This is a genomic window from Pseudomonas danubii, from assembly GCF_042980055.1.
Taxonomy (GTDB): Bacteria; Pseudomonadota; Gammaproteobacteria; order Pseudomonadales; family Pseudomonadaceae; genus Aquipseudomonas; species Aquipseudomonas danubii.
This window is the reverse complement of sequence record NZ_CP116502.1, coordinates 4,508,822-4,532,576: the sequence shown is the minus strand read 5'-3', so window position 1 is coordinate 4,532,576 and position 23,755 is coordinate 4,508,822. Positions and strand designations below refer to the sequence as shown.

Sequence of the window (23,755 nt, the reverse complement as noted above, 5' to 3'; positions counted from 1 at the left end):
AGCAACAGCCGGTTCATCTCGTTGGCCGCCGGATGATGTTGCGGCGCCGGGCCTGCGCCCTGGGCAACCTGCACCCAGTCGACGCCCGCCAGTACGGCTTGCGCCGGGTAGCAATCGAGCTGCCAGTGGCCGTTGATGCCGGCAATCGCCCGGGGCTCTAGCAACTTGACCAGCCCCAATTGCGGCAAGGGGCTGGCCAGCAACCGCTGCAGCGCCGCCATGCCTTCCTGGGGTTCGATGGAACCCAGGCCCTGGGCGGTCATGAGCGCCCGGTAGCCCGGATCGGCCACCACCCCCACGGAACCCCAATAACCCCAGTTGATGACCTTGACCGGGCAGCCGCCGCGCTGCCTGAGCTGGGCTGCCAAGGCATCGGTAAAGGCGCAGCCGGCGGCGTAGTTGCTCTGACCGGCAGCGCGGCTGAAGGCGATCATGGATGAGAAAAACAGCACGAAATCCAGCGCCGGGTTGTCCGCTGGGGCACAGACCTGCGCCAGGGCGCTGCTGCTCAGGCGCTTGGCATCGAACACCGCGCTGAACTGCGCTTCGTCCATCTGCGCCAGACGTCCATCGTCCAGTACCAGGGCCGAATGCACCCAGCCATTGATCGGCCCGCAGGCCTCGAGCACATGCTGCCGGGCCTGGGTCAATTGCCCGATGTCCGTGGCGTCGGCCTGGATGTACAGCGGCGGCGCGGCGTTGTGTTGCCGGGCCAACCGTGCCAGTTGCTCCAATGAGTGCTTGATCCTGTCGTCAGCGGTGCGGCGGCCGAGCCAGACCACCCGGGCCCGCCAATGGCTGATCAGATGCCGGGTCCACACTTGGCCAATGCCTCCGGCGCCGCCGATCACCACATACACGCCGCCTTCGCGGTACTGCACGGCGCCCGCTTCGGCCGGCTCGCGCTCGGCCAGTGGCAGCAAGCGTTGGCAGAACCATTCGCCGTCACGCCAGGCCAGGCATTCCCCGGCCACTTCGGGCTCGGGCAGCGTCTGTGGCAGTGCCTGGCCGTGGGCCGGCAGGTCCATCAGTTCCACCCGCCACAGCGTTTGCTCTTTGGCCAGGGACCCGGCCAGCCCGTGGCAGGCGGCCTGTTCCGGCGCCAGGGGTTCATCAGGGTGCACGGCAACACTGGTGTTGAAGATCAGTTGCAGCTGCAAGGCCTGTTGCGCAAACCCCAACTGCAACAGGGCCTTGATCAAGCGGAACAGCATCAGCGTGCTCTGCTGCGCCGGAGCCAGCCAGATCAGGCGCTGGAACGGTGCACAAGCGGCCAGTTGAGCACTGAGCGCCTCAAGGGTGGACGCCTGGGTCGGCATGAACTGGATCTGTGGGTGCAACCCGGCCAGCCAGTCGCGCTGATCACTGGACGCACCAATGGCCAGCGTCGGCAAGGCTTGCATCACCTTGGCCGGGCTGTCGGCGATCAGCCATTGCGGGGCCAGCAGGCTCAAGCCCGCCGGCAGCACCGGCTCGCTGTCCTGCGCCAGCGGCTGGCCGCGGCCATCACGCATGGGCCGGGAACTGAAACCGCGCAGCGCCACGGCCACCTGGCCCTGGGCGTCGCACAGTTGGATGTCGATCCGCTGCACCGCGCTGCCCGGGTGGCGGCTGTCGAGGCTGATCAGTGCCCACATCTGCGCTTGGCACCGGGCAAACACCTGCACTTGCTCAAGGGCGAAAGGCAGCAGCGTCTGGCCTGTGCCCTGGTGGTCTTGCAACAGACCGATGGAGGCCTGGACCGCCGAATCGAGCATGCCCGGATGCAACACCCAATCCCCCGCAAAACCCTCTGCCGCCAGCTCCAGGCGGGCCAGCACCCTGCCCTCGCCCAACCACAGCTGGGACACACCGCGATGGCCAGGGCCGTAGTCAATGCCCATCGCCGCAAACAGCGGATACAGTTCGTGCGCCTCCAGGCTGCGCTGCCAGGGCGCCGCGCACAGTGTGGCCAGATCCAGCGCCGGCACCTCGGCGGCGGCAATCACCTGGGCACTGCCCTTGCAGTGTTCAAGCACCCCGCCCTCGGCGTCCGAGTAAATCCTGAAGTCGATCTTGTGCTGCTCCAGTGTCAGTGCGACATGCAGCTCGCTGCGCTCCGGTGTCGGCGTATAGGGCGTCAACCAGACGACGTTGTTCAATTGCAGCGTGCCGCTTTGCGCTGCCTGCCGATCCAGCGAGCGCACCACGGCGGCCCGGGCCATTTCCAGATAGCCGACGCCGGGCATGGTGTTGCACTGGTTGACCCGATGGTCGACGAACCAGCCTTCGTCGCCCTGCCAGCGGCTGCTGAAACGCTGCTGGTAGAAGTCCGAGGTGTTGCGCTCAAGCATCGGGTGCAGCCACGCCGCCGGCGCCCCACGGCCGGGCACTGCAGCGCCGGCCAGGTCTGTGACCCAGTGGCGCTCCTGGGCGAAGGGATAGCCCGGCAGGCTCAGGCGCCGCAGCGGGCGATCGCCAGGATAGAGCTGACGCCAGTCGATCTGCAGGCCCTGCACCCAGAGCTCCAGCAACTTGGGGTACTTGCGTTTGTCGATCCAGGCCGCCAGTGCACCAGCCATGTCCTCGTCCTGGCGAAACAGTGCCAGCGCCGGGTTGTCGCTCTCGGATACGCCGCGATACATGGCTTTGCCGGTCGCCGCAAAGTCATCGAGCTGGCGTTGCAGATCGCTCAGGGAATCGCTCAACAGCGCCACCCGCTCCTGCATCGCGTCGCGGCCCACTTGCAGCGTATAAGCCAGATCATCGAGGTAGGCCTGGCTTTCGAGCGGGTCCTGATGCGCTCGTGCGGCGATGAACGCCGCCAGGCGACGGGCAGCCTCACGCAGCCGCTCCGGGGTTCTGGCCGACAGCACAAACGCTCGCGCGCCGGTTGCCAGCAGCGGGCGCTCCACCTGCGGTGCGCGGTACTCCTCCAGCAGGACATGGGCATTGGCACCTCCAAAACCGAAGGAGCTGACCCCCGCCCGCCGCGGCAGTTGGTTGCCCTGGCGGTCCTGGATGGCCGCCCATGGACGATTGTGCTGCACCACGTAAAACGGGCTGTTGTCGAGTTCGATGTAAGGGTTGAGCTGTTCACAATGCAGGCTCTTGAACAGGGTCTTGTGCTTGAGTTGCAACAGCACCTTGATCACCCCGGCGATCCCGGCCGCCAGCTCCAGGTGCCCCATGTTCGACTTCACCGAGCCTACGCCGCAGTAGCCCTGCGCCAACGCCTCGTTGCCCAGCTCTTGGTTGAGTTCGCGGAAGGCCATTTTCAGGCCGTTGATTTCAATCGGGTCGCCCAACTCGGTGCCGGTGCCATGGGCCTCGATGTAGCCGACGCTGCGCGGATCGACGCCGGCCTTGCGGTAGGCCGACTTCAACAGCTCGGCCTGGGCCCGCGGGTTGGGCGCCGTCAGTGAGTTGGCCTTGCCGCCGTGGTTTTCCGCGGTGCTGCGGATCAGCGCGTAGATATTGTCGCCATCGGCCTCGGCCTGGGCCCGTTTTTTCAGCACGATCATCCCCACGCCTTCGCCACGGGCATAGCCGTTGGCCTGGGCCGAAAAGGTCTTGCTGCGCCCGTCCAAGGCCAACATCCCGGCCTTGCTGAAGCTGATTTGCGCCTCGGGGGCGATCAGGGTATTGACCCCACCGACCACCGCCATGGCGCAGTCGCCACTGTGGATCGCCTGAACCGCGCGGTGGATCGCCACCAGGGACGAGGAACAGGCGGTTTCCACGGGCTCGCTCGGGCCATGAAAATCCAGCAGGAAGCTCATGCGGTTGGGGCCGACCGACGGCACCATCGCCGTGGCGCTGTAGCCCTCCACCGGTATCCCGGCCTTGGCAATCAGGCTGCTGTAGCCGGTCACGCCGGTGCCGACGAAGATCCCGGTGTTACTGCCCGCCAGATCGGCGCTGGCGTAGCCCGCGTCTTCAATGGCCAGCCAGACATAGGTCATCAGCAGCCGCTGCTGCGGGTCCATCAGCTGCGCTTCCCGTGGCGAAATGGCGAAGAACAGCGGGTCGAAGTGATCGACGCCGTGGATGAAGCCGCCCCACTTGACGTTGGTCTTGTCGACTTCGCGATGGGGATCACCGTAGTACTCGCGCCAGTCCCAACGGTTGGCGGGAATCTCGCTGATGCAGTCGCGCCCGTCCTTGAGGTTATGGAAAAACTGCTCGACGTCCTCGGCCATGGGAAAGCGGCCACTGATACCGATCACCGCGATCTCGTCATCGATGCGGTTTGCTGGTGGCGGTTGCCTGACTCCGCTGACGCCGTCCCCTGGCCCCGGGACCGCCGCTGGCAGCGCTTGCTGCCGGGGCTGGGCCGCGGCGGCTGGCGCTGCGCTGGCCTGCGGCGCGAATCGTGGAGCCAGCGCCGCCTGGTGCTCGCGCTCCAGGTACGCGCAGAAACGACCGACTGTGGCGTGTTCGAAAAAGATCGTCGGCGCCAGGTTGAGTCGCCATTGCTGTTTCAGGGTATTGGCCAGGGTGGTCAGGCTGATCGAGTCGAAGCCGTATTGGCTGAACTCGACATCCAGACGGATATCGCCAGCGGGAATCTTCATCTGCGCCGACACCTGTTCGATCAGCGCCCGCTGCAAGGCTTCAGTCAGCGGCGCCGCCGGCTGCGTTGCTGCCGACAACGATGCCGGCTGCGCTGAGAGCGATTGTGGCTCCGGCATTGCCGCGGCGGTGGCCGCGTTGACCAGCGCGGTCATCGGCTCGCGCCGTCCGTGCATCACCAGCACCTGGGGCAAGGCCAGCGCCACGCACTGGCGCAAGGCATGAATCCCGGCGTTGCTCGGCATGGCCACCATGCCGGTGCTTTGGGCCATGTGCTGCGCGGTGGCGGCATCGACCTGCATGCCGCCGTCTTTCCACAGCGGCCAGTTGATCGCCAGGCTCTGGCCCTGGCGCAGCCCCTGGGCGGTGAGCTGTTGGCGGTACGCGGCGTAGTGATCGACAAAGGCGTTGGCGGCCGCGTAGTCCGCCTGGCCGACGTTGCCGACGACACCGGTCCCGGAAGAAAAGCAGATCCAGAAATCCAGCACCAGCCCAGCGGTGGCAAGGTCCAGGTTGCGGCTGCCGGCGACCTTGGCCGCCAGCACCTGGCGCAGTTCGTCATCCTGCTTGTTGATCAGCAGACTGTCGCGGATCACCCCGGCGCAGTGCAGCACGCCGTCGAGGCCGTGGTGCTCGGCGACAATCCCGTCGATCAACCGCTGTACCGCCTGGGCGTCGCTGACATCCAGCGACTGGTAGTGAACCCGGTTGCGGCCCGCATCAATCCCGGCCAAGCCGTTTGCGGCCAATGCCGAGCGGCCGGTGAGAATCAGCGTGGCGTCGCTGACACGGGCAGCGATGGCCTGAGCAAACAGCCGGCCGAGGCCGCCGAGGCCACCGGTAATCAGGTACACCCCGCGGTCCTTCCACGGCGCGTCGATCGCCAGGTCGACCGGCGGGCACGGCCGCCAGCACTGAACCTGGCGCCGGCCTTCCCGGTAGCGGATGGCGACATCGCCGGCGGCGATATTTTCCGCCAGCCGTTGTGCCAGTGACGATGGTTGATCCAGCTCGATCAGCTGGCCGCGCACCTGCGGCGCCTCCTGCTGCAAGCTGCGCAGCATTGCCGCCAGCCCGCCGCTCATCCGCTCGCCGCGCGGGTTATGCACCGCCAGCTGGAGCAGGCGGCGTCCGCCACCGCCGGCCAGCAGCCCGCGGATCTGCTGCAACAGCGCCAGGGCCAGCTGTTGATAGTCCACCGCGCAGTCCTGATCGGGAGCCTCCAGCACCATGCACTGGCAAGCGCCGTCCTGGGTGCTCAGTTGCTGCTGCACCTGGGCGGCCAACTGCGGATCAAAGCCACTGAGCAGGATCAGGCGCTGGCCAAGGCTCGGCGCGGGCAGCGTCGGTGCCGCCTGCTCCAGCCATTGGGGCTGGAACAACAGGGTTTCCAGCAACTCAGGCTCGGCGCCTGGTGCTTCGCTCGGGGCGCTCAGCACCCGTGAAGTAAAGCCCTGCATCAAGACGCAGAGCGTGCCTTGGGCATCGAACAGCTCAATGTTCAAACGCTGCAAACCGCTATCGGCCTGCTGATCGTCGCGGCGCTCGGCGTAGCTGACCCGAGCCCACATCCGTTCGCTGCAGGGTTGCAGAATCTGCAAGCCTTCCAGGGCAAACGGCAGGGTTGGTCGGGTCAACGGCGGCAAGTGCTGCCGCTGGTCCTCACTCAGCACCACGTCGGCCCCCAGACTCAGGGCGATGGCCGCTTGCAGCGCCGAGTCCATGAGCGACGGATGCAGCACATAGTCCTCAAAACCATCGCGCTGACAGGCGGGCAATCGCAGTTGTGCCAGCACTTCACCCTGCCCGAGGTGCACCGACTCCAGGCCCTGATAAGCCGGGCCGTGGGCAAAGCTCATGGCCCGGTAGGCGTCGTAACACTGCTCGGCGCTCAACTGGCCGCCGTTCATCCGCGCCTTGAGCGCCGCCAGATCCACCTGCCGGGCTGGCGGCGAGGTGAAAGCGGCCAGGCCCTGGCTGTGCAGCAACGCCTCTGCGGTGGCTTGTCCGGTGAGCGGATCGAGTTCGCGGCTGGAGATCTCGAAGCGGATCGCCCCGTCCTCATCCTGGATCAGTTCGATATCCACCTGGCGCGGCTGGGCGCCGACGATCAAGGGCCGCAGCCACACCACCTGAGTCAGGGTTGGCTGTGGCCCTGGCGTGGCCATTGCCACCGCCGCCCGGGCCATTTCCAGATGGGCGACGCCGGGAAAAATCCGTTGCCCGCCCACCACGTGCTGCTTGAGGAAAAACTCCTCGCCATCAAAGCGGCTGGTAAAGCGCTGACGCTGCAGGTCCGAGGTGTTGCGCGCCAGGAATGGATGCAACTGGCGCGGGCCGCAAGAGCCTTCGGCGCTGACCGTGCCCGCCGCCACGCCCCGTTGCGCCGGCGCTATCCAGAAATTCTGCCGGGCAAAGGGATAGACCGGCACGTGCACTCGGCGGGCGTCGCCCCGGTGTTGGCGATTGAAGCTGTCCCAGTCGAGCTTGCCTCCCGCGGCCCAGGCTTGAGCCAGGGCTTGCAGGCGCTGCGGCTCGGCGCTGCCCGGCAGCTCGATGTCGCCCCCCTCTACGGTGTCGATCTGCCCGCAATAGACGTCGCGGGAGGCGTGGCCGTCCAGCCAGTCATTGAGTTGCTGGCGCAGTTGCTCCTTGTCCGAGCAGAGGATGATCAAGCGATGGGCCTGGGCCTGCCGCCCGGTTTGCAAGGTGTACGCCAGATCCACCAGGCGCAGCGCCGGATCTCGCAGGGCCTGGCGCACACGCCGGGCATAGCGCTTGAGGCTGTCGGCGGTGCGTGCCGACAACGGCAGCAGGCACAGGCGCGGCTCGTGGCCGAGCGGCGCGGCCGCAGGCTCCGGGGCTTGTCGGATGACCATGTGCACGTTGGTGCCGCTGTGGCCAAAGGAGTTGAGCGCCGCCATTTTCGGCGCCTCGGCCAGCCATTCCCGGGGCTCGGGGTGGATGTGGAACGCCGAGCCCGCCAGTTCGATCCGCGGGTTGAGCTGCTGGAAATTCAGCAGCCCCGGCAACTGGCCATGCTTCATCGACAGCAGGATCTTGATCAGGCTGACCACCCCGGCCGCCGCCGACGCATGGCCGATGTGCGCCTTGGCGCTGCCCAGAGCGCAATAGCCGGTGTCGGCGGTGAACTGACGGAACGCCCGGACCAGGGCATTGACCTCCACCGGATCACCCAGGGGCGTGCCGGTGCCGTGGGCCTCGACGTAGCTGATCTGCCGGGGATCGATGGCAAAACGCCGATACAGCTCGCTGATCAAGCGCTCCTGGGCCTGGCCACTGGGGGCGGTTATGCCGTTGCTGGCACCGTCCTGGTTCATCCCCGAGGCGCAAATCACCCCGTAGATCGGGTCGCCATCGGCCAGGGCCTGGGAAAGACGCTTGAGGGTCACCATGCCCACCGCCTCGGACAGCACAATGCCGTCGCTGCGCTGATCGAAGGTATGGCAGCGCCCGGTGGGCGAAAGCATGTCCATTTGCGCCAGGCTGATCAGCCCGGGTTCGCCCAGGGTGGCGAAGACCCCTCCGGCCAGGGCCAGATCGGCTTGCTGGTTGCGCAGGCTTTCACAGGCCAGGTGGATGGCCGTGGCCGAGGATGAGCAACCGGTGTTGACCACCAGCGCCGGCCCCTTGAAATCCAGGAAGTAGGACAGCCGCGAGGCAATGATCGCGTCGGAGGCGCCGATGAAGGTTTCGTGGAAATAGCCGGTCGGCTCCGCCCCGACAAAGATGCCCACCGCCTGGTCGCGAAAGCTTTTCGGGTTGTAGCCGGCGTCTTCCAGGGCCTTCCAGCTCTCCTGCAGGATCAGCCGCTGATGGGGGTTCATCGACTCCGCATCCCGGGGCGAGATGTTGAAGAACAGCGGATCGAAGTCGTCGCGCTCGGCCAGCACACCGCCCCATTTGCAGTAGGTCTTGCCGGGCTGGCGCTCGGCCGAATAGCTGCGTTGCAGGTCCAGGTAACGCTCGCCCAACTCGACCACGCCATCGGCGCCGGTGCTCAGGTTGTGCCAGAAGCGTTCGACGTTCTCGGCGCCGGGAAACTGCCCCGACATGCCGATCACGGCAATGTCGTCGTGCAGCTGCGGCGGCACCGCCGGTGGTGTTTCGGCGCGGGCCTCGGTGCTGGTTTCGGCGCTGGCCTTGAGCTGTTGCAGCAGTTGCCGGGCCTGTTCAGCGCTGATCTGGCGCTGTTGCAGCCGGGCGATGATGGAGTGAAATGCTTGGCTGCTCATGATTGTCCTTTACCGGCCGTAGCCTGGGCTGCGTCGTGGTGTGCGCTAGTGCTGTGGTTGACGAGTTGCAGCAATTCATCGATGGCCAGTTCACCGCAGAGAAAGGCCGCTTCCAGTTGCCCCACCGATGGCGCCGGTTCGGTTGCCGCCGCTGGCGCGGCATCACCGCCCAAGGCCGCGCACTGCGCCGGGTATTGAGCGAGCAGGTAATCCACCAGGCTCTCCAGCGATGGGTAGTCGAACAGCAAGGCGGTGTTGAGCTCGATGCCCAGGGCCGCGCCGATGTGGCTGACAAAGCTCACGCCCAGGATCGAATCGATGCCGTAGTCGGCAAACGGCTGATCCACCTGAATCCGCCCCGGTTCCAGCTGCAGGGTCTTGGCCAGGCCGTCCAGCGCCAACGCGGTCAGCGCCCCGCGGCCGCCGCCATTGGCCGCAGGCGCCGATGGCAGGGGCTCGGAGGCCACAGTCGCTGCCAGTGGCCGTGTGGCAAGCGGCACAGGTTGGGGCTGGCGCTGGGGCTTTTCGTCGGGGACGAACAGCGCCGCAGGGGCCACGCCGTTGCGCTGCGCCACGACGATCTGCTGGCCAAGGCCGTGGGCGCATTGCGCCGGAAAGGCCACGCTGTGGAAACCGCTCTCGCCCAGCACCCGGGCCCAGCTCTGCGGGTACAGGGCCGGGGTGCCGGGGATGCGCAGTTCGGGGTCTTCGTACAGCCACCAGCCCTTGAGCAAGCCGAACGTCAGGTGAGCGAACAGCGACCGGTCACTGATTTCATTGAGCAGCACGATGCCGTCGCGCCGCAGCAATGCCGCGGCATGGGCCAGGGTGCGACGAATGCTGCCGGTGGCGTGCAGCACATTGGCGGCAATCACGATGTCATAGCCGCCCAGTTCCAGGCCTTGGGCCTGCGGCGGCTGTTCGACGTTCCACAGCTGATAAGTGAGGAACGGGTTGGCCGCACCGTAAGTGTTCCTGGCGTACATCAGGAACGCCTGGGAGATGTCGCTGTAGCAATATTCGGCCATCCGTTCGCGCCAGGGCTGCAGCGCCGGCAGCACGATGGAACTGGTGCCGCCGGTGCCCGCACCGATTTCCAGAATGCGGATCTGCCGTTGCGGTTCACGGATCGACAGCCCCTCCAGGTGCTGTTGCACCACTCCGGCGACCACTTGGTTGAAGTAGTCGGACAAGGCGTTGTGACGATAAACCCCTTCGACTTTGTGCATCGAACCCTGGGGGAACATCACGTCGGTGGCCTGGGTCCGTGCGCCGAGTATCGCCGGCAGCTGTTGCAGGCAAGCATCGACCAGCTCCACCTGGGCCTTGCGTTGTGGCTCGGCGAGCAACTGATCCCTGAGCTGGCACCAGTGCTGCTCCAGTGCCTGCAGATCCACCGGCGCGGTCAGTGCGACCTGCGTGCCACGGCGTTCCAGCAGTCCCTGCTGTTGCAGCATTTCCAGGCTGGTGGCCCACCAGCGAGCGTACTGCTCGCCGATACCGGCCTGGCGCCGCAGCCCGTCACTGTCGGCGAACTGCCCCGGCTGGCCGAACAGGCCCATGCGGCACAGTTGCACCAGGGTCATGGCCGCCATGGCACGGTCAAACGGCGCCGGGTCATGGGCCGCAAGCAACGGCGCCGCCGCCTGGCGATAACGCTCGCAGCCGTCGTCCGCCGCGTGCCCGGCGCTCTGGCCCAGGACGATGGGCTCAGGTTGCAACTGCATCAACTGCTGGACCGGCGCCGAGGCGGCCATGCACAGCAGCTGATCGAGCTGGCCCTGGCTCAGGGCATCGATAAAGCGGGCAAAGCACTCGAAACCCTCGCGGTCCTGCAGAGCCCCGGCGTGGCGGCTCATGGGTTGCGCCGTCGGGTCCGCTGCCTGTTGTTCGGTCAGCGATGACAGCCAAAACCCCCAATTGATCGCCCCCACCGGGAACGCCGCCTGCTGGCGCAGGCTGCGCACCAGGGTGTCGCCGAAGGTGATGCCCGCGGCATAGGCGCCCAGCCGCGCCGCACCCGAGAAGGCAAAGCTCTGCCCGGAGGAGAAGTAGCACATGAAATCCAGTGGTTCATCGGCCAGAGCCCGGTAGAACTCGATGCCGCCCCGGCTTTTCACCTGCAGGATGGCGTCGAACTGCGCCTCGGGGATGCGGGTGATCGGGTCTTCATGGTTGAACACCACGGCGGAGAAAATCGCGCCGTTGATCGCCCCATGGTGCTGTTTGATCCAGGCCACGGCCCGTTGCAGCGAGGCCGGATCATTGGCGTCGGCTTGCAGGTAGTGCAACTGCGACGGCTGCACGCTGCCCTGAACCCGTTGCACACAGCTGGCGAGCCGCTGCTGCACCTTGGGGTCGTCGGCGCTGCTGCGACCGAGCCAGATGACCCGGGCCTGATAATCGGCCAGCAGATAGCGACTGATAATGCTGCCCACCGTGCCGCTGCCGCCGAGAATCACATAGACGCCCCCCTGCTTGAGCGCCGGGGTGACAAAACCGCCGTCGACTGCCGAGGGTTGCGCTTGCCAGCTCAACGTGAAAAGGCGTTGGCGATAGGCCACGCCGTCCCGCAGGGCCAACGCCTCTCCCCGAGCCAACCCGGCCTCACTCTGCAACTGGCGCAACAAGCGCGGGCGGCGTCGGCTGTCGGCCAGCTCGCGGCTGGCGACATCCAGGTTGCGCACCCGGAACCGGTGTTCGCCCTGGGCAATCGCATAGGCCATGCCCGTCAGGCCGCCTCCCATGGCACTCACCGCCTCGCCACTGATGTCGAAGTTGTCCTGGCTGATGATGTAACTGTCGATGGCCTGGCAAGGGCTGTGCTGCTTGAGCCATTTGATCAAGCGCAGCAGCAGGATCTCGTGGTTCTGCGGGCTGTCGAGCTGCGCTTGCCAGTCGGCGGCCGCGGCGTGGCCAGCGAAGAAATACAGGCAATCGATGGCCGGCACCGCGCCCAGGCATTGCTCCAGCGCTTGCGGATCAGTGGCATCCAGCGCCCAGTGATCCGCTGCCAGACAGGCCGTGTGCCTGCCCGGTTCCAGGCGTATCACCCGGCCGGCGCCGGTGGCAAAACCGGCGCTGAGCAGGTAGTTCGCGGTGATCGCCTCCGCCACCGGCCGCAGCGCAGCCTCGGCGACAATCAGCACGCAGCGCTGTTGCACAGGCGCGGGCTCGATGCTCGACGCTTCAGCGCCCTGCCCCACGGCTTGCCAGCGCGCCAGGTAGCTCAGGCCATCACTGGCTGCGGCAGCCGGCGCTGGGGCCGCTGGCGTTTGCGTGACCGCGCCGGCCCCAGGCTGCACAGCCGGCAACCAGTACCTTTCCCGGGCAAAGGGGTAGACCGGCACACTGATCCGGTACGGCAGCGCTCCGCTGCGCCGGGCCTGCAGCAGCGACCAGTCGATGACCGCGCCCTTGACCCACGACTGCAGCAACTGGTGCAACTGGCCGCTCTCGACCCACTGGCTGACCTGCGTGGCCTGCTCGGCATCGGCCTGGGCCGCCGGGCGCTTGCCCTGCAGGTCGCCGCGATAAAAATCGGCATCCGCCGTGGTGTCGTGGTCGATAAAGCGACGCAACCGGGTCGCCAGCGTGGCGACACCATCAACGATCAGTCCAAGCCGCGCCGCCATCATTTCCCGACCCTGCTGCAGGGTGTACGCCAGGTTTGCCAGGTCGGCACCCGACAGCCCCGGACGTGCCTCTATATAGGCCAGCAGGGCCTGGGCGTAGTCCCGCAGGCGGTCCGCGTCGCGGGCGGAAAGCAGGATCACTTCGGCGTCACTGGCGTGCGGCATCGGCCGGTATTCGTCGTGTTCCTGGAGCAGCACATGGGCGTTGGCGCCGCCAGCACCAAAGGATGAGACCCCGGCGATCCGCGGTCCGGCGTTGGCCGGTTGCCAATCGTCCAGGGTCTGCTGCAGGTAAAACGGGGTGGCGTCCAGCCGCAGGTTGGGGTTGAGGGTGGCCGCGTGCAGGCTCGGCACCAGTTGCCGATGCTTGAGCTGAAGAATCACCTTGCTGACCCCGGCGATACCGGCAGCAGCTTCCAGATGGCCAATGTTGGCCTTGACCGAACCCAGCGCGCAGTGGCCCAGGGCGACACGGTCAAGGGCAAAGGCCTGGGTCAGGCCGCTGACTTCAATCGGGTCGCCCAGCTCGGTGCCGGTGCCATGGGCTTCGATGTAGCTGATCTGGCTGGCGTCGAGCCCAGCCTGATCGATGGCCAGGCGGATCACCTTGGCCTGGGCCTGGGGGTTGGGCACGGTGTAACCGTTGGTTTTACCGCCATGATTGACCGCCACGGCGCGGATCACCCCGTGGATGTTGTCGCGGTCCGCCAGGGCCTGGGACAAGGGCTTGAGCAATAAGGAACCGACGCCCTCGCCCGGCACGAAGCCATTGCCGCCTTCACCAAAGCTGCGGCAGCGACCATCCTTGGAAAGCATCTGCCCGGCGCTCAACTCAACGTAATTGGAGGGGTGCAGGTACAGATTGACGCCGCCGGCAAAGGCCATGCGGCACTCGCCGCGGCGCAGGCTTTCACAGGCCCGGTGCAGCGCGGTCAACGACGACGAACACATGGTGTCCACCGGCTCGCTCGGTCCGTTGAGGTCCAGAACGTAGGAAACCCGATTGGCGGTGGAGCCGAACGAGGTGCGCGGAAAGACCAGTTGCCCCTGCTCGCGCAGTGCCGGCCCGTACAGGCCGTAACCGGTCTTGGTGATCCCGGCAAAGACCCCGACATTGCCCTGATACTTCGTCGCCAGGTCCGCCTTGGTGATCCCGGCATCTTCCAGGGACTGCCAGCAGGACTGCAGGAACAGCCGCTCCTGGGGGTCCATGTTGACCGCCTCACGGGGCGAGATATTGAAGAACAGCGGATCGAAATCGGCAAAACCGTCGATCAGACCGCCCCACTTGCTGTAGCTGCGAGCCTGCTTCAGCGCCTCGGCGACCGAGTCCACGTAGAAGCCTTCAAGCGGCCAGCGCTGCGGCGCGATCTCGGTGATGCTGTCGCGCCCCGCCTTGAGGTTGCGCCAGTATTCGTCGAGGTTGGCGGCCTGGGGATAACGCCCGCTGATGCCGATGATGGCGATGGGTTCGGCGGCGGCCATGGCCATCGACGCGGGCACTGGGCTGGCCTGGCCAACGGCCGGCGCCGCAATTGGCGCCTCCTCGGCCAGGCCGCTCCATATCAGGCAGGCACGCTGATGTTCGGCCACCAGGTAGGCGCTCAGGGCGTCGAGGCTGGGGTACTCGAAAAACAGCGTTTTCGACAACAGGCGCTCGGCCGGATGCAGTTGCGTCATCGCCGAGAACCGCTCCTCCAGCGCCCGGTTGAGGCGAATGATCATGATCGAGTCGATGCCGTAATGCTCCAGCGGGGCGTCGCATTCGACCCGGGCCGGCGGCAGCTTGGTGACGGCACAGAACACCGCCTTGAGGCGCTCCAGAACCGCCGCCGACAGCTGCGCAGGGTCAACCGTCACCCGGGGCAAGCCAGGCGCCGGTTGTGCATCGACCGGCTCAGCAGCGCCAAACTGACCACGAATCTGCGCCAGATCCCCTTCGATCACCAACAGCCGCGCCAGGCCGGCGCTTAGCCCCAGCTGCAACGCCTGGATGCCATGCACCGACTGCATCGGCGCCATGCCGGTCTGTTGGCGGATGTGCGCCTGGTCGGCGGCACTGATCTGCATGCCGCCATCGCGCCAGAGGGGAAAGTTGAGCGATAGCGTGTGGCCGAAGCGCAGGCCCTGTTCGACGCGCAGGTTGCGCAGCTCGGCAAACTGATCGATGAACGCGTTGGCCGCGGCGTAATCGGCCTGCCCGACGCTGCCAAGCACCGCCGAACAGGATGAAAACAGCACGAAAAAGTCCAGGTACAGCCGGCGGCAGGCGCGGTCCAGCAGATCGGTGCCTAGCACTTTGGCGGCAAACACCTCCACCACGTCCTGCGGGGTTTTCTGGACCAGCAGCCGATCGCGGTTGATCCCGGCGCCGTGGAGCACGCCGTTGAGGCCTCCGTGGGCCGTGCAGATCTGTGCAATCAGCCGCTCCAGCCCTTGGCCGTCGGTCAGGTCCAGCGGCTGGTAAACCACCGCGGCGCCCAGGTCGCGAATAGCCTGCAACTGCGCCTGCTGGCGTGAATCAAGGTGCGAGCGGCCAACTAGAATCAGGGTGACATCCCGGCATTGCTCGGCAATCGTCCGGGCAAAGATCAGCCCCAGGCCACCCGCGCCGCCCGTAATCAGGTACACCCCGCGGTCTTTCCACAGGGGGCGATCACTTGTGCGACTGGCGGCGACATCGTCCGCCAGCTCTTGCCACTGCAGTTCCTGGTGCTGGCCTTGCAGGTCGAGGCGCTGCAACACCGAGCGGGCGCGCAGGCGGCGGGCACCCAGTAGCCCAGGCAACAGGGCCAGTTGCGCGGCCGCCAACGGCTGCTCGTCCTCGGTCTTGACCAGCAGGCACCTGGCACTGAGGGCCGGTTGTTCCAGGCAGGCGCTTTTGAGCAGGCCTTCGAGGCCGGCGTACAGCCGGTCCTCCGGTGTTTGTTCGGCGATCATCAGCTCCAGGTGAACCCGGCCCTTGAGGGCCTGCAAACGCTGCAGCAGCGCAATCGCCAGCGCCTGATAACAGGCCGCCGGGCCGCTGTTGGCGCACGCCAGCACCTCGCCGCTGACGCCTGCGGCGGCGCTCAGGGCTTGCAACTGTGCCACTTGGGCGTCGTTGAAGCCGACCCACAGCAGCAAAGACTGGCTCTGCTCAGCGCTTGCATCAGCGCCGCTACTGAGCGGCTCCTGCCACACCGGGCGCGCCAGAAACAGCCCGGTGGCAGGCGACTCCAGCCGCTGCGCCGCTGCGGGCTGGACCAGGGGGATCGACGTCTGCTCGGCCCAGTAGCGCTCCTTGGCAAACTGGTACCCCGGCAGATGAATACGCCGGGCCGAACCGGCCGGCCACAGGGCCGCCCAGTCAATAGAGCCTCCGGCAAGCCAGTCCCGAGCCAGTCGCCCGCTGTCGCCCTCGGCCATCGCCGGGGTGTCGCCGTTGGCCAGCCGGGTCAGTTGCATGCGCAACTGGTCCAGGTCGCTGACAACCAACGCGGCCCTCACCGCCATTGGTTCCCTGGCGGTCTGCAAGGTAAAGGCAATATCGCTCAGTGGCGCTTCGCTTCTGTCCAGCCAGCGCGCCAGGGCGCGGACGTTGTCGCCCAGGCTTTCGACGGTTTTGGCCGACAGCACTATGACCCGGCTGACAACGTCTGCTGCGGTACTGGGCACAGCGGGCGGCAGGTCCGGGTATTCGGCAATCACCAGGTGTGCATTGGTGCCGCTATGGCCAAAGGAATTGAGCGCCGCGACCCGTCGCTGGCCGCCACTGGCTTGCCAGGCCTGCGCTTGGCGGTTGATGTAGAACGGTGAATGTTCGAGCTCGATCAGCGGGTTGATCCGCTCAAAACCCGGCATGGCCGGCAAGGTGCGGTGGCGGATCGACAGCAGCACCTTGATCAGGCCGATCACACCGGCTGCGGCAGCGGCATGGCCGAGGTTGGCCTTGGCGCTGCCCAGCACGCAGTAGCCCTGGGCGTCGGTGAAGCCACGGAACGCCCGGATCAACGCATTGGCCTCGACCGGGTCCCCCAGGCGGGTGCCGGTGCCATGGGCTTCGACATAGCTGATGTGCCCGGGGTCGACACCAAACCTGCGCCAGGTGTCGCGCAGCAGTTGCTCTTGTGCATCTCCGTTGGGCGCGGTGATGCCGTTGCTAACCCCGTCCTGGTTGACTCCCGAGGCCTCGATGACCGCGTAGATCGGGTCGCCCTCGGCTTCGGCGTCTTCCAGGCGCTTGAGCACGACCATGGCGACCCCCTCGGAAATCACCGTGCCGTCGGCGGCGGCATCGAAGGCGTGGCACTGGCCGCTGGGGCTGAGCATGTCGATGGCCGACAGGCTGATCAGCCCCCGTTGGTCCAGCAATGCATAGACCCCGCCCGCCAGGGCCATGCGGCTTTCACCGTGGCGCAGGCTTTCACAGGCCTGGTGGATCGCCACCGCCGAGGACGAGCAACCGGTGTTGACCACCATGGCCGGGCCCTTGAGGTCGAGGAAGTAGGACAGTCGCGAGGCGATGATGGCCTCGGAGCTGCCGGTAAAGGAGTCATGGTGATAGCCACCGGGCTCGGCACCGACGTACAGGCTGACCGCCTGCCCCGCCAGTGTCATCGGGTTGTACCCGGCATCTTCCAGCGCCTTCCAGCTTTCCTGCAGCACCAGGCGCTGATGGGGCGTCATGGATTCGGCTTCGTGGGGCGTGAGGTTGAAGAACAGCGGATCGAAGCAGTCGCGGTCCTTGAGGATGCCGGCGCGATTGCAATAGCTCTTGCCCGGCTGCCGGTCGGCGCTGTAGGCCTCGGGTTGCAGGTAGTCCGGCCCCAGGGCCTGGACGCTGTGGTGTCCGGCCAGCAGGTTGTCCCACAGGGCATCGACGTCATCGGCGCCGGGAAACTGCCCGGCCATGCCGATCACGGCAATCGCACCGAGTCCGCTGCGCCCGGGCTGGCTCGCGGGTTGATTGCCCGCCAGTGCTGCGGCCAGTACCGGGTTGCTCGGTGCGGCTGGCGGGACGGCTGGCGCCTCCCCTGCCTGTTCGCTGCTCGCCTCGCTGTTCGGGATTGCCGCCAGCGCCTGCGCGATCTGCGGGCCGTGGGCCTGTTGCAGGTAATGCTGGAGCTTGCTCACGGTGGCGTGCTCGAACAGCAGCGCGCTGTTGAGCTTGATCCGCAGTTGCTGGCCCAGCTGCTTGATGAAGCCGACCCCGAGAATCGAGTCGACGCCGTAGTCGGAAAACGGCGTGCGCAGGCCGATGCTCTGCTCATCGGCCTTGAGGGTCCGGGCCAGGGCCTGGATGATCACCTGCTGCAATCTGTCGGCAACAGGTGCTGCGGTGGCTGTCGCGCTTACAGGATGCTCGTTCAATCCAGACTCCTTGTCGTCTGCGGCGGTACTCGGCAGCGGTGGCGCAACGCTGTGCAGGGTCAGGGCGTCGCCATGGGCGGTGATGATCTGTTGCCCCAGGGCGAGTGGCTCCGGCAGATGCAGGTCGACCTGTTCAAAGCCGCTGCTCCACAGCAGCTCAAGCCAGGTCTGCTCGGCGATCAGTGGCGAGCCGGGGATGCGCACCCCGGGGTCCTCGTACAGCCACCAGCCATCGAGCAGGCCGAAGGTCACGGTGGCGGCGCAGGTCTTGCGGTTCAGTTCGTTCAACGCCAGCAGGCCGCCGCTGCGCAACAACGAACGGACATGGGCCAGGGTGTGGCGCATGTTGGCGGTGGCGTGCAGCACATTGGTGGCCACGACAATGTCATACCCCTGGCGGTTGCCGGGGGGCTGGCTGATGTCGAGGATTTGCGTGGTGAAGTAAGGCCGGCCGGCGGCGAAGCTGGCGTGCCCGTGCTGCAGGAAGGCGTGGGAAAGATCGCTGTAACAGTATTCACCCAGGTGCTCGGCCCAAGGTTCCAGCGCGGCCAGCAAGGGGGCTGTGGTGCCACCGGTGCCCGCGCCGATTTCCAGGATGCGCAGCGGCCGCCCGGGTTCGGCTGCGACCAGCCGTTGCACCTGTGCGCTGACCCGCGAGGCCAGTTGGGCGTTGAAGAAGTCCGACAGGCTGTTGTGCTTGTAGATGCCCTCGACCTGGTCCATCGAGCCGTCCGGAAACAGCAGGTCCGTGGCCTGGATCTGCCCCGTCAGGATCTGCGGCAGGTGCATCAGGCACGCGTCGACCAGGGTCACTTGAGCCCGGCGCTCGGGGTCCGCCAGGTAGTGCTCGCACTGGGTTTTCCAGGCCGCGAGGATCGCCGCGTGACGTGAGCGGGCAATCGGCGTGGCCACCCCAAGGCCTTGGCCTTGCTGCTGCAGGTAGCCGTGCTCCAGCAGAATCGCCAGGCATTCCTGCCACCAGCGGCGGTAGCGCTCGCCGATACCCGCCTGCTGGCGCCAGAGCTCGGCGCTCTGCACCTCAGGGCTGGTGAAGATCCCCAGGGTCTGCAACTGGACCAACAGCAGCACGGCAATCGATTGATCGAGCATTTGCGGGTCAAACAGCTGCTGCAAGCGCTCATGCTCGGCAGGCTGCAGTTCAACCCCCGGCAACCTGGCACTGGCCAGCGCTCCGGGCTCCAGGCGCCCTTGCAGGCCCTCGGGCACGGCCATCAACTGACGCACGGCCGGCGAGGCCTTGATGCACAGCAAGCGGCGCAGCGAGCTGCCGGCCAAATGCGCGACAAAACGGCTGAAACAGGTAAAACCCTGGTCATCATCCAGGGCATCCAGGTGCTCGCTGACCGCCTGCGCCTGCAGCGAGGCCCGCCAGAACCCCCAGTTGATCACCCCCACCGGAAAGCGCGCGCTCGGGCCAATGGCCTCGGCAAAGGCGTCGGCAAAGGTGATGCCACAGGCATAGGCCGAGAGCTTGGCCGCGCCGGAAAAGGCAAAGCCCTGCCCGGAGGAGAAATAGCAGAGAAAATCCAGCGCCTGCCCGGCCAGCGCCTGATAGAAATTCAGGCTGCCACGGCTCTTGATCTCGAGAATGTGCTGAAACTGCGCCTCGCTGCTGTGTTGGATGCTGTTCTCGAAGTCGAAGACCATGGCGCAAAACACCGCACCATTGATGCGTCCGTACCTTTGATTGACCAGGGCCACGGCCTGCTGCAATTGCACCAGGTCGGTGCCATCGACCTGCAGGTAATCGACCCGACCGCGCCACTGCTCGTGCCCCAGGCTCTGCTGCAGTTGCGGACTGTCGGCGGCCTTGCGCCCGAGCCAGATCACCCGGGCCTGATAGTGCTCGATCAACTGACGGCTGATCACCTGACCGATCACACCGCTGCCGCCGAGAATCAGATAGACCCCGTTGTGTTGCAGCGCCGAGGCACTGCCGCGGTTCGCCGGCAACGCCAACGGAATCAACTGCTGGACAAAGCGCTCGCCCCGGCTGAGCTTGATCGGTTCGCCGCGCTGGGACGCCGGCTCGGCGAGGATCTGTGCCAGCAGGCGTTGGCGGCTGTCCGGGGTTTCCAGCTCGTCGCGGTTGAGGTCCAGGTTGCGCAGGTGAACCCGGTGCTCGCTCTGGGCCAGCGCATACCCCAGGCCGGCCATGCCCGCGCCCAGCGGATTGCCCCGTTGTGGTGCCCCGGCAAAGGCGTAGCGGCCAAACGACAACAGGAAACAGTCGATACCGTGACCCTCTGGCACTTGGCTCGGCAACGCCTTGAACAGCCGCAGCAGCGGCAACTCGTGGTGTTGCAGGCTGTCGGCGAGCGCCGCCGGCGACAGCTCGTCGGCGCTTTGCCCGCTGATCACCAGCAACTGCGCCACCGGGCCCAGTGCCGCCAGAATCGTTGCCCAGCCCGCCGGATCAGCAGCACTGCAGCGCCAATGATCCGCCGCCAGTTGCGCCGTAGTGCCCAGGGTGCAATCGATCCGCAGCACCTGGCGGCGGTCCTGATAGTGTTCGGTCAGCGCCGCCAACAGCCCCTTGCTGGCAGCGGCAGACTCACCCAGCGTGACCAGCAGCACTGCGCCGTTGCCTGGCGCCTGAGCCTGTTCGTCGGCACTTTGCGCCTGCCAGCGAGGCAGGTAGCAGCAGCCGCTCAGATCTTGGTCCGAGGGCTCTGCACTGCGGACCTCATGGGCGGGCGGATGTGCCAGCCCGGGCATCCAGTAGCTGTTTCGCGCAAAGGGATAACCCGGCAGGCTGATCCGCAGCGGGCGCTGGTAGGCGTCGTGTCGGTAGAGCTTGGGCCAATCGACGACTGCGCCTGCGACCCACGCCGCGGCCAGTTCGCGCAGTTGCTGGTGCTGCAACCACTGCTCGATCAACTGCGTGCCCGGCTCCTCCAGTGTCTCGTCATAGGGGTCGCTGTGCCCCTGCAACACCTGCTCTTGGGTTTCGCCTGCCAGCCACTGCGCCAGCCGACGCTGCAGCTCGGCGAGCGAATCGACCTGCAGCGCCAAGCGTTCGGCCATGGCTTCGCGGCCGACTTGCAGGGTCCACGCCAGATCGGCCAGGGCCACCTGTTGTGCGTCTTGCGTGGCGAGAAAGTCCTGCAAGCGCGTTGCCGCTTGCGTCAGGCGCTGCCGGTCGCGGGCCGACAGCAGGATCAGCCAGGGGCCGGGCATGGCCGGACGCGAGTCGGGGCTGGCGAGGTGTTCTTCGACGATCAGCGACGCATTGGCACCACCGGCGCCGAACGAGGAAATCGCCGCAATGCGGGGCCCGCCCTGGGTGCTCCAGGGCGCCAGTTGCTGTTGCAGGCGAAACGGGCTGTGGGCGAAATCGATCTTCGGGTTGGGCTGTGCCGCATGCAGCGACGGCACCAGCTGGCGGTGCTGCAATTGCAGCAGCACCTTGCTCAGGCCAGCGATGCCGGCGGCACTTTCGCAGTGACCGATATTGCTTTTGATCGAGCCAATGGCGCAGGAAGCGCCATCGCTGCTGGCAAAGACCCGGCTCAGGCCGCTGATCTCAATCGGATCGCCCAGCGCGGTGCCGGTGCCATGGGCCTCGATGTAGCTGATCTGCCGGGCATTGACCTCCGCCCGCGCCAGGGCTTTTTCCAGCACACGCTGTTGAGCCCCGGCGCTGGGGACGGTGTAGCCGTTGGTCTTGCCACCGGCATTGATCGCCCCGCCACGAATCACCGCGTAGATCCGGTCGCCATCGGCCAGGGCCCGCTCCAGCGGCTTGAGCAGCACCGCACCCACACCTTCGGCGTCGACAAAGCCGTCGGCATCATCGGCAAAGGCCCGGCATTGTTCGCCGCGCGACAGCATCATCATTTCGCACAGGCCGAGGTAGTGCTGCGGGTTGACGATCAGGTTGATGCCCCCGGCGATGGCCAGATCGCAACTGCCACTGATCAGGCTCTCGACAGCCAGGTGGATGGCGGTCAGCGATGACGAGCAGGCACTGTCGAGCGCCAGGCTCGGGCCCTGCAGATCCAGCTGATAAGACACCCGGTTGGCAATCGACCAGTAATTGCTGATGGGGTTGTAGCTGCCGTTCATGACGCCGACAAACACCCCGACCTCGCCCTGTTGATGCAAGGTTGCCGGGTTGTAGCCTGCGTCTTCGATGCTGTGGTAGGCGACTTGCAGGAACAACCGCTCCTGGGGGTCCATCCGTTCGGCTTCGGTGCGCGAAATGCGGAAAAACGCCGCATCAAACTGATCGATGCCCTCGATGAAGCCGCCCCAGCGCGTGTAAAGGTGCCCGGGCTGACCCTTCTCGGCCGAGAAATAGCGCTGCCAGTCCCAGCGTTCTTCGGGGATTTCACCAATGGCGCAATGACCGCCCGCCAGATTGCGCCACAAGTCGCTCATCGATTGCGCCCCCGGATAGCGGCCGTCGAGACCGATAATCGCGATAGGGCCGCCCGCGCCCTGCTCCCGGGCCTTGGCGCTGCTGTGCGGTGTGCTGGCGGGTGCCTGTGGCGCGGGCTGTTCGGCCTCGGGCTGGCCCAACAGCCGCTGAAGTTCTTCGCCACGCTGCTGGATAAAGTGCTCGGTCAGCGCCGCCAGGGTCGGGACTTCAAAAAACAGTGCGCTGTCCACGGCGGCAAAGTGCTCACTGAAGGCATGGGTCAGCCGCACCACCAGAATCGAGTCCAGGCCATAGTCTTCCAGTGGCCGCGACAGGCTCATCTTGTCGGCCGGGATCTTCAGCGTGGCGCTGACCAGATGGCGCAGGAAATCAGCGACCCGACACCGCCAAGCGTCCGCGCTGCTCTGATCCGGGCCTGGGCTGAAGGTCTCCTGGGGCGCGCGGGAGTCAGCCGCTGCTGGCACGGGCCGCTGCTGGCCGACGACGGGCTGACGGACGATGCCGTCGCTCTCGGCGAGGATGATTTGCTGGCCCTGGGCATGGGCCTGCCGGGCCGGGAACAGCACCGGGCTGAACCCCTCTTGCTCCAGCACCGCCTGCCACCCCGCCGGCGACAGTCCAGGGCAACCGGGCAGCCGCAGAGGGCCATCGCGATACAGCCACCAGCCTTCGAGCAGGCCGAAGCTCAGGTGGGTGAACAACGACGCCTCGCTGATTTCGTTGAGCATCAGCAAACCGCCCTTGCAAAGCAGGGCCTTGGCATTGCGCAAGGTCTGGCGGATGTCGGGGGTGGCGTGCAGCACATTGGTCGCCACCACCAGGTGGTAGTGATCGGTATCGATCCCCTGTTCGGCGCAAGGGCGCGAGACATCGAACAGACGGGTGTGCAGGAACGGATGCTGGGCAGCGAACTGGTCGCTGCCGTGTTGCAGGAACGCCCGTGACAGATCGGTGTAGCAGTATTCGCCCATCTGCGAACGCCAGGGTGCCAGCGCCGCCAGCAGGCCGGCACTGGTGCCACCGGTGCCGGCGCCGATTTCCAGGATGCGCAGCGGTTCGGCGTCCGCCGGACGGCTTTCGATATAGGCCAGCACCGCCTCGATCAGCACCTGATTGAAATAGTCGGCAACCCGGTTGTGCTTGTAGACCCCTTCCACCAGGGACATCGAGCCATCGGGAAACAGCAGGCCGGGGGCGCTCTGTTCGCCGCGCAGCAACCCCGGCAAGCCCTTGAGGCAGGCGTCGAGCAACAACGCCCTGGGCGCCAGGTCCGGGTCCTGGCGCCACCCGGACAAGCCTTCATCCCACTGTTGCCACAGGGCCCCGGCGTCGCCGGTTTCGACACCGGCTACATACTTGAGGCTCTCGGCCAGCCACCGCTGCAGGTAAGCCGGCGTGACATGGCCGTGGCGAGTGGCCAGGGGTTGCAAGTCCTCGGCATGGCCAAGTCCCAGCCCCTGGAGCTGGCTCGCCAGCAGGCGGCGCGCCAGTGCATCGAGTTCACCGGAGGCGCCGGCGCTGGTCTGATCTGCGGCTGTTTGCATGCTTCAACT

2 protein-coding genes (1 of these 2 only partly in view) are annotated in these 23,755 nt (G+C 66.4%); both read right to left on the bottom strand.

What is annotated here, in order from left to right; translation table 11 throughout:
* Positions 1–8,810: the 5' portion of an SDR family NAD(P)-dependent oxidoreductase gene (locus tag PFZ56_RS20625; RefSeq protein WP_394304427.1), read on the bottom strand. The gene continues 3,331 nt to the left of window position 1, outside the view; only the first 8,810 of its 12,141 coding nucleotides appear in the window; the start codon lies at positions 8,808–8,810; the stop codon falls past the left edge of the window.
* Positions 8,807–23,746 carry an SDR family NAD(P)-dependent oxidoreductase gene (locus tag PFZ56_RS20620; protein ID WP_394304426.1) on the bottom strand — a complete coding sequence of 4,980 codons (14,940 nt, stop codon included), beginning with the start codon at positions 23,744–23,746 and terminating at the stop codon, positions 8,807–8,809. Before PFZ56_RS20620 ends, PFZ56_RS20625 begins: the two co-directional genes overlap by 4 nt.
* Positions 23,747–23,755 lie beyond the last annotated feature (9 nt).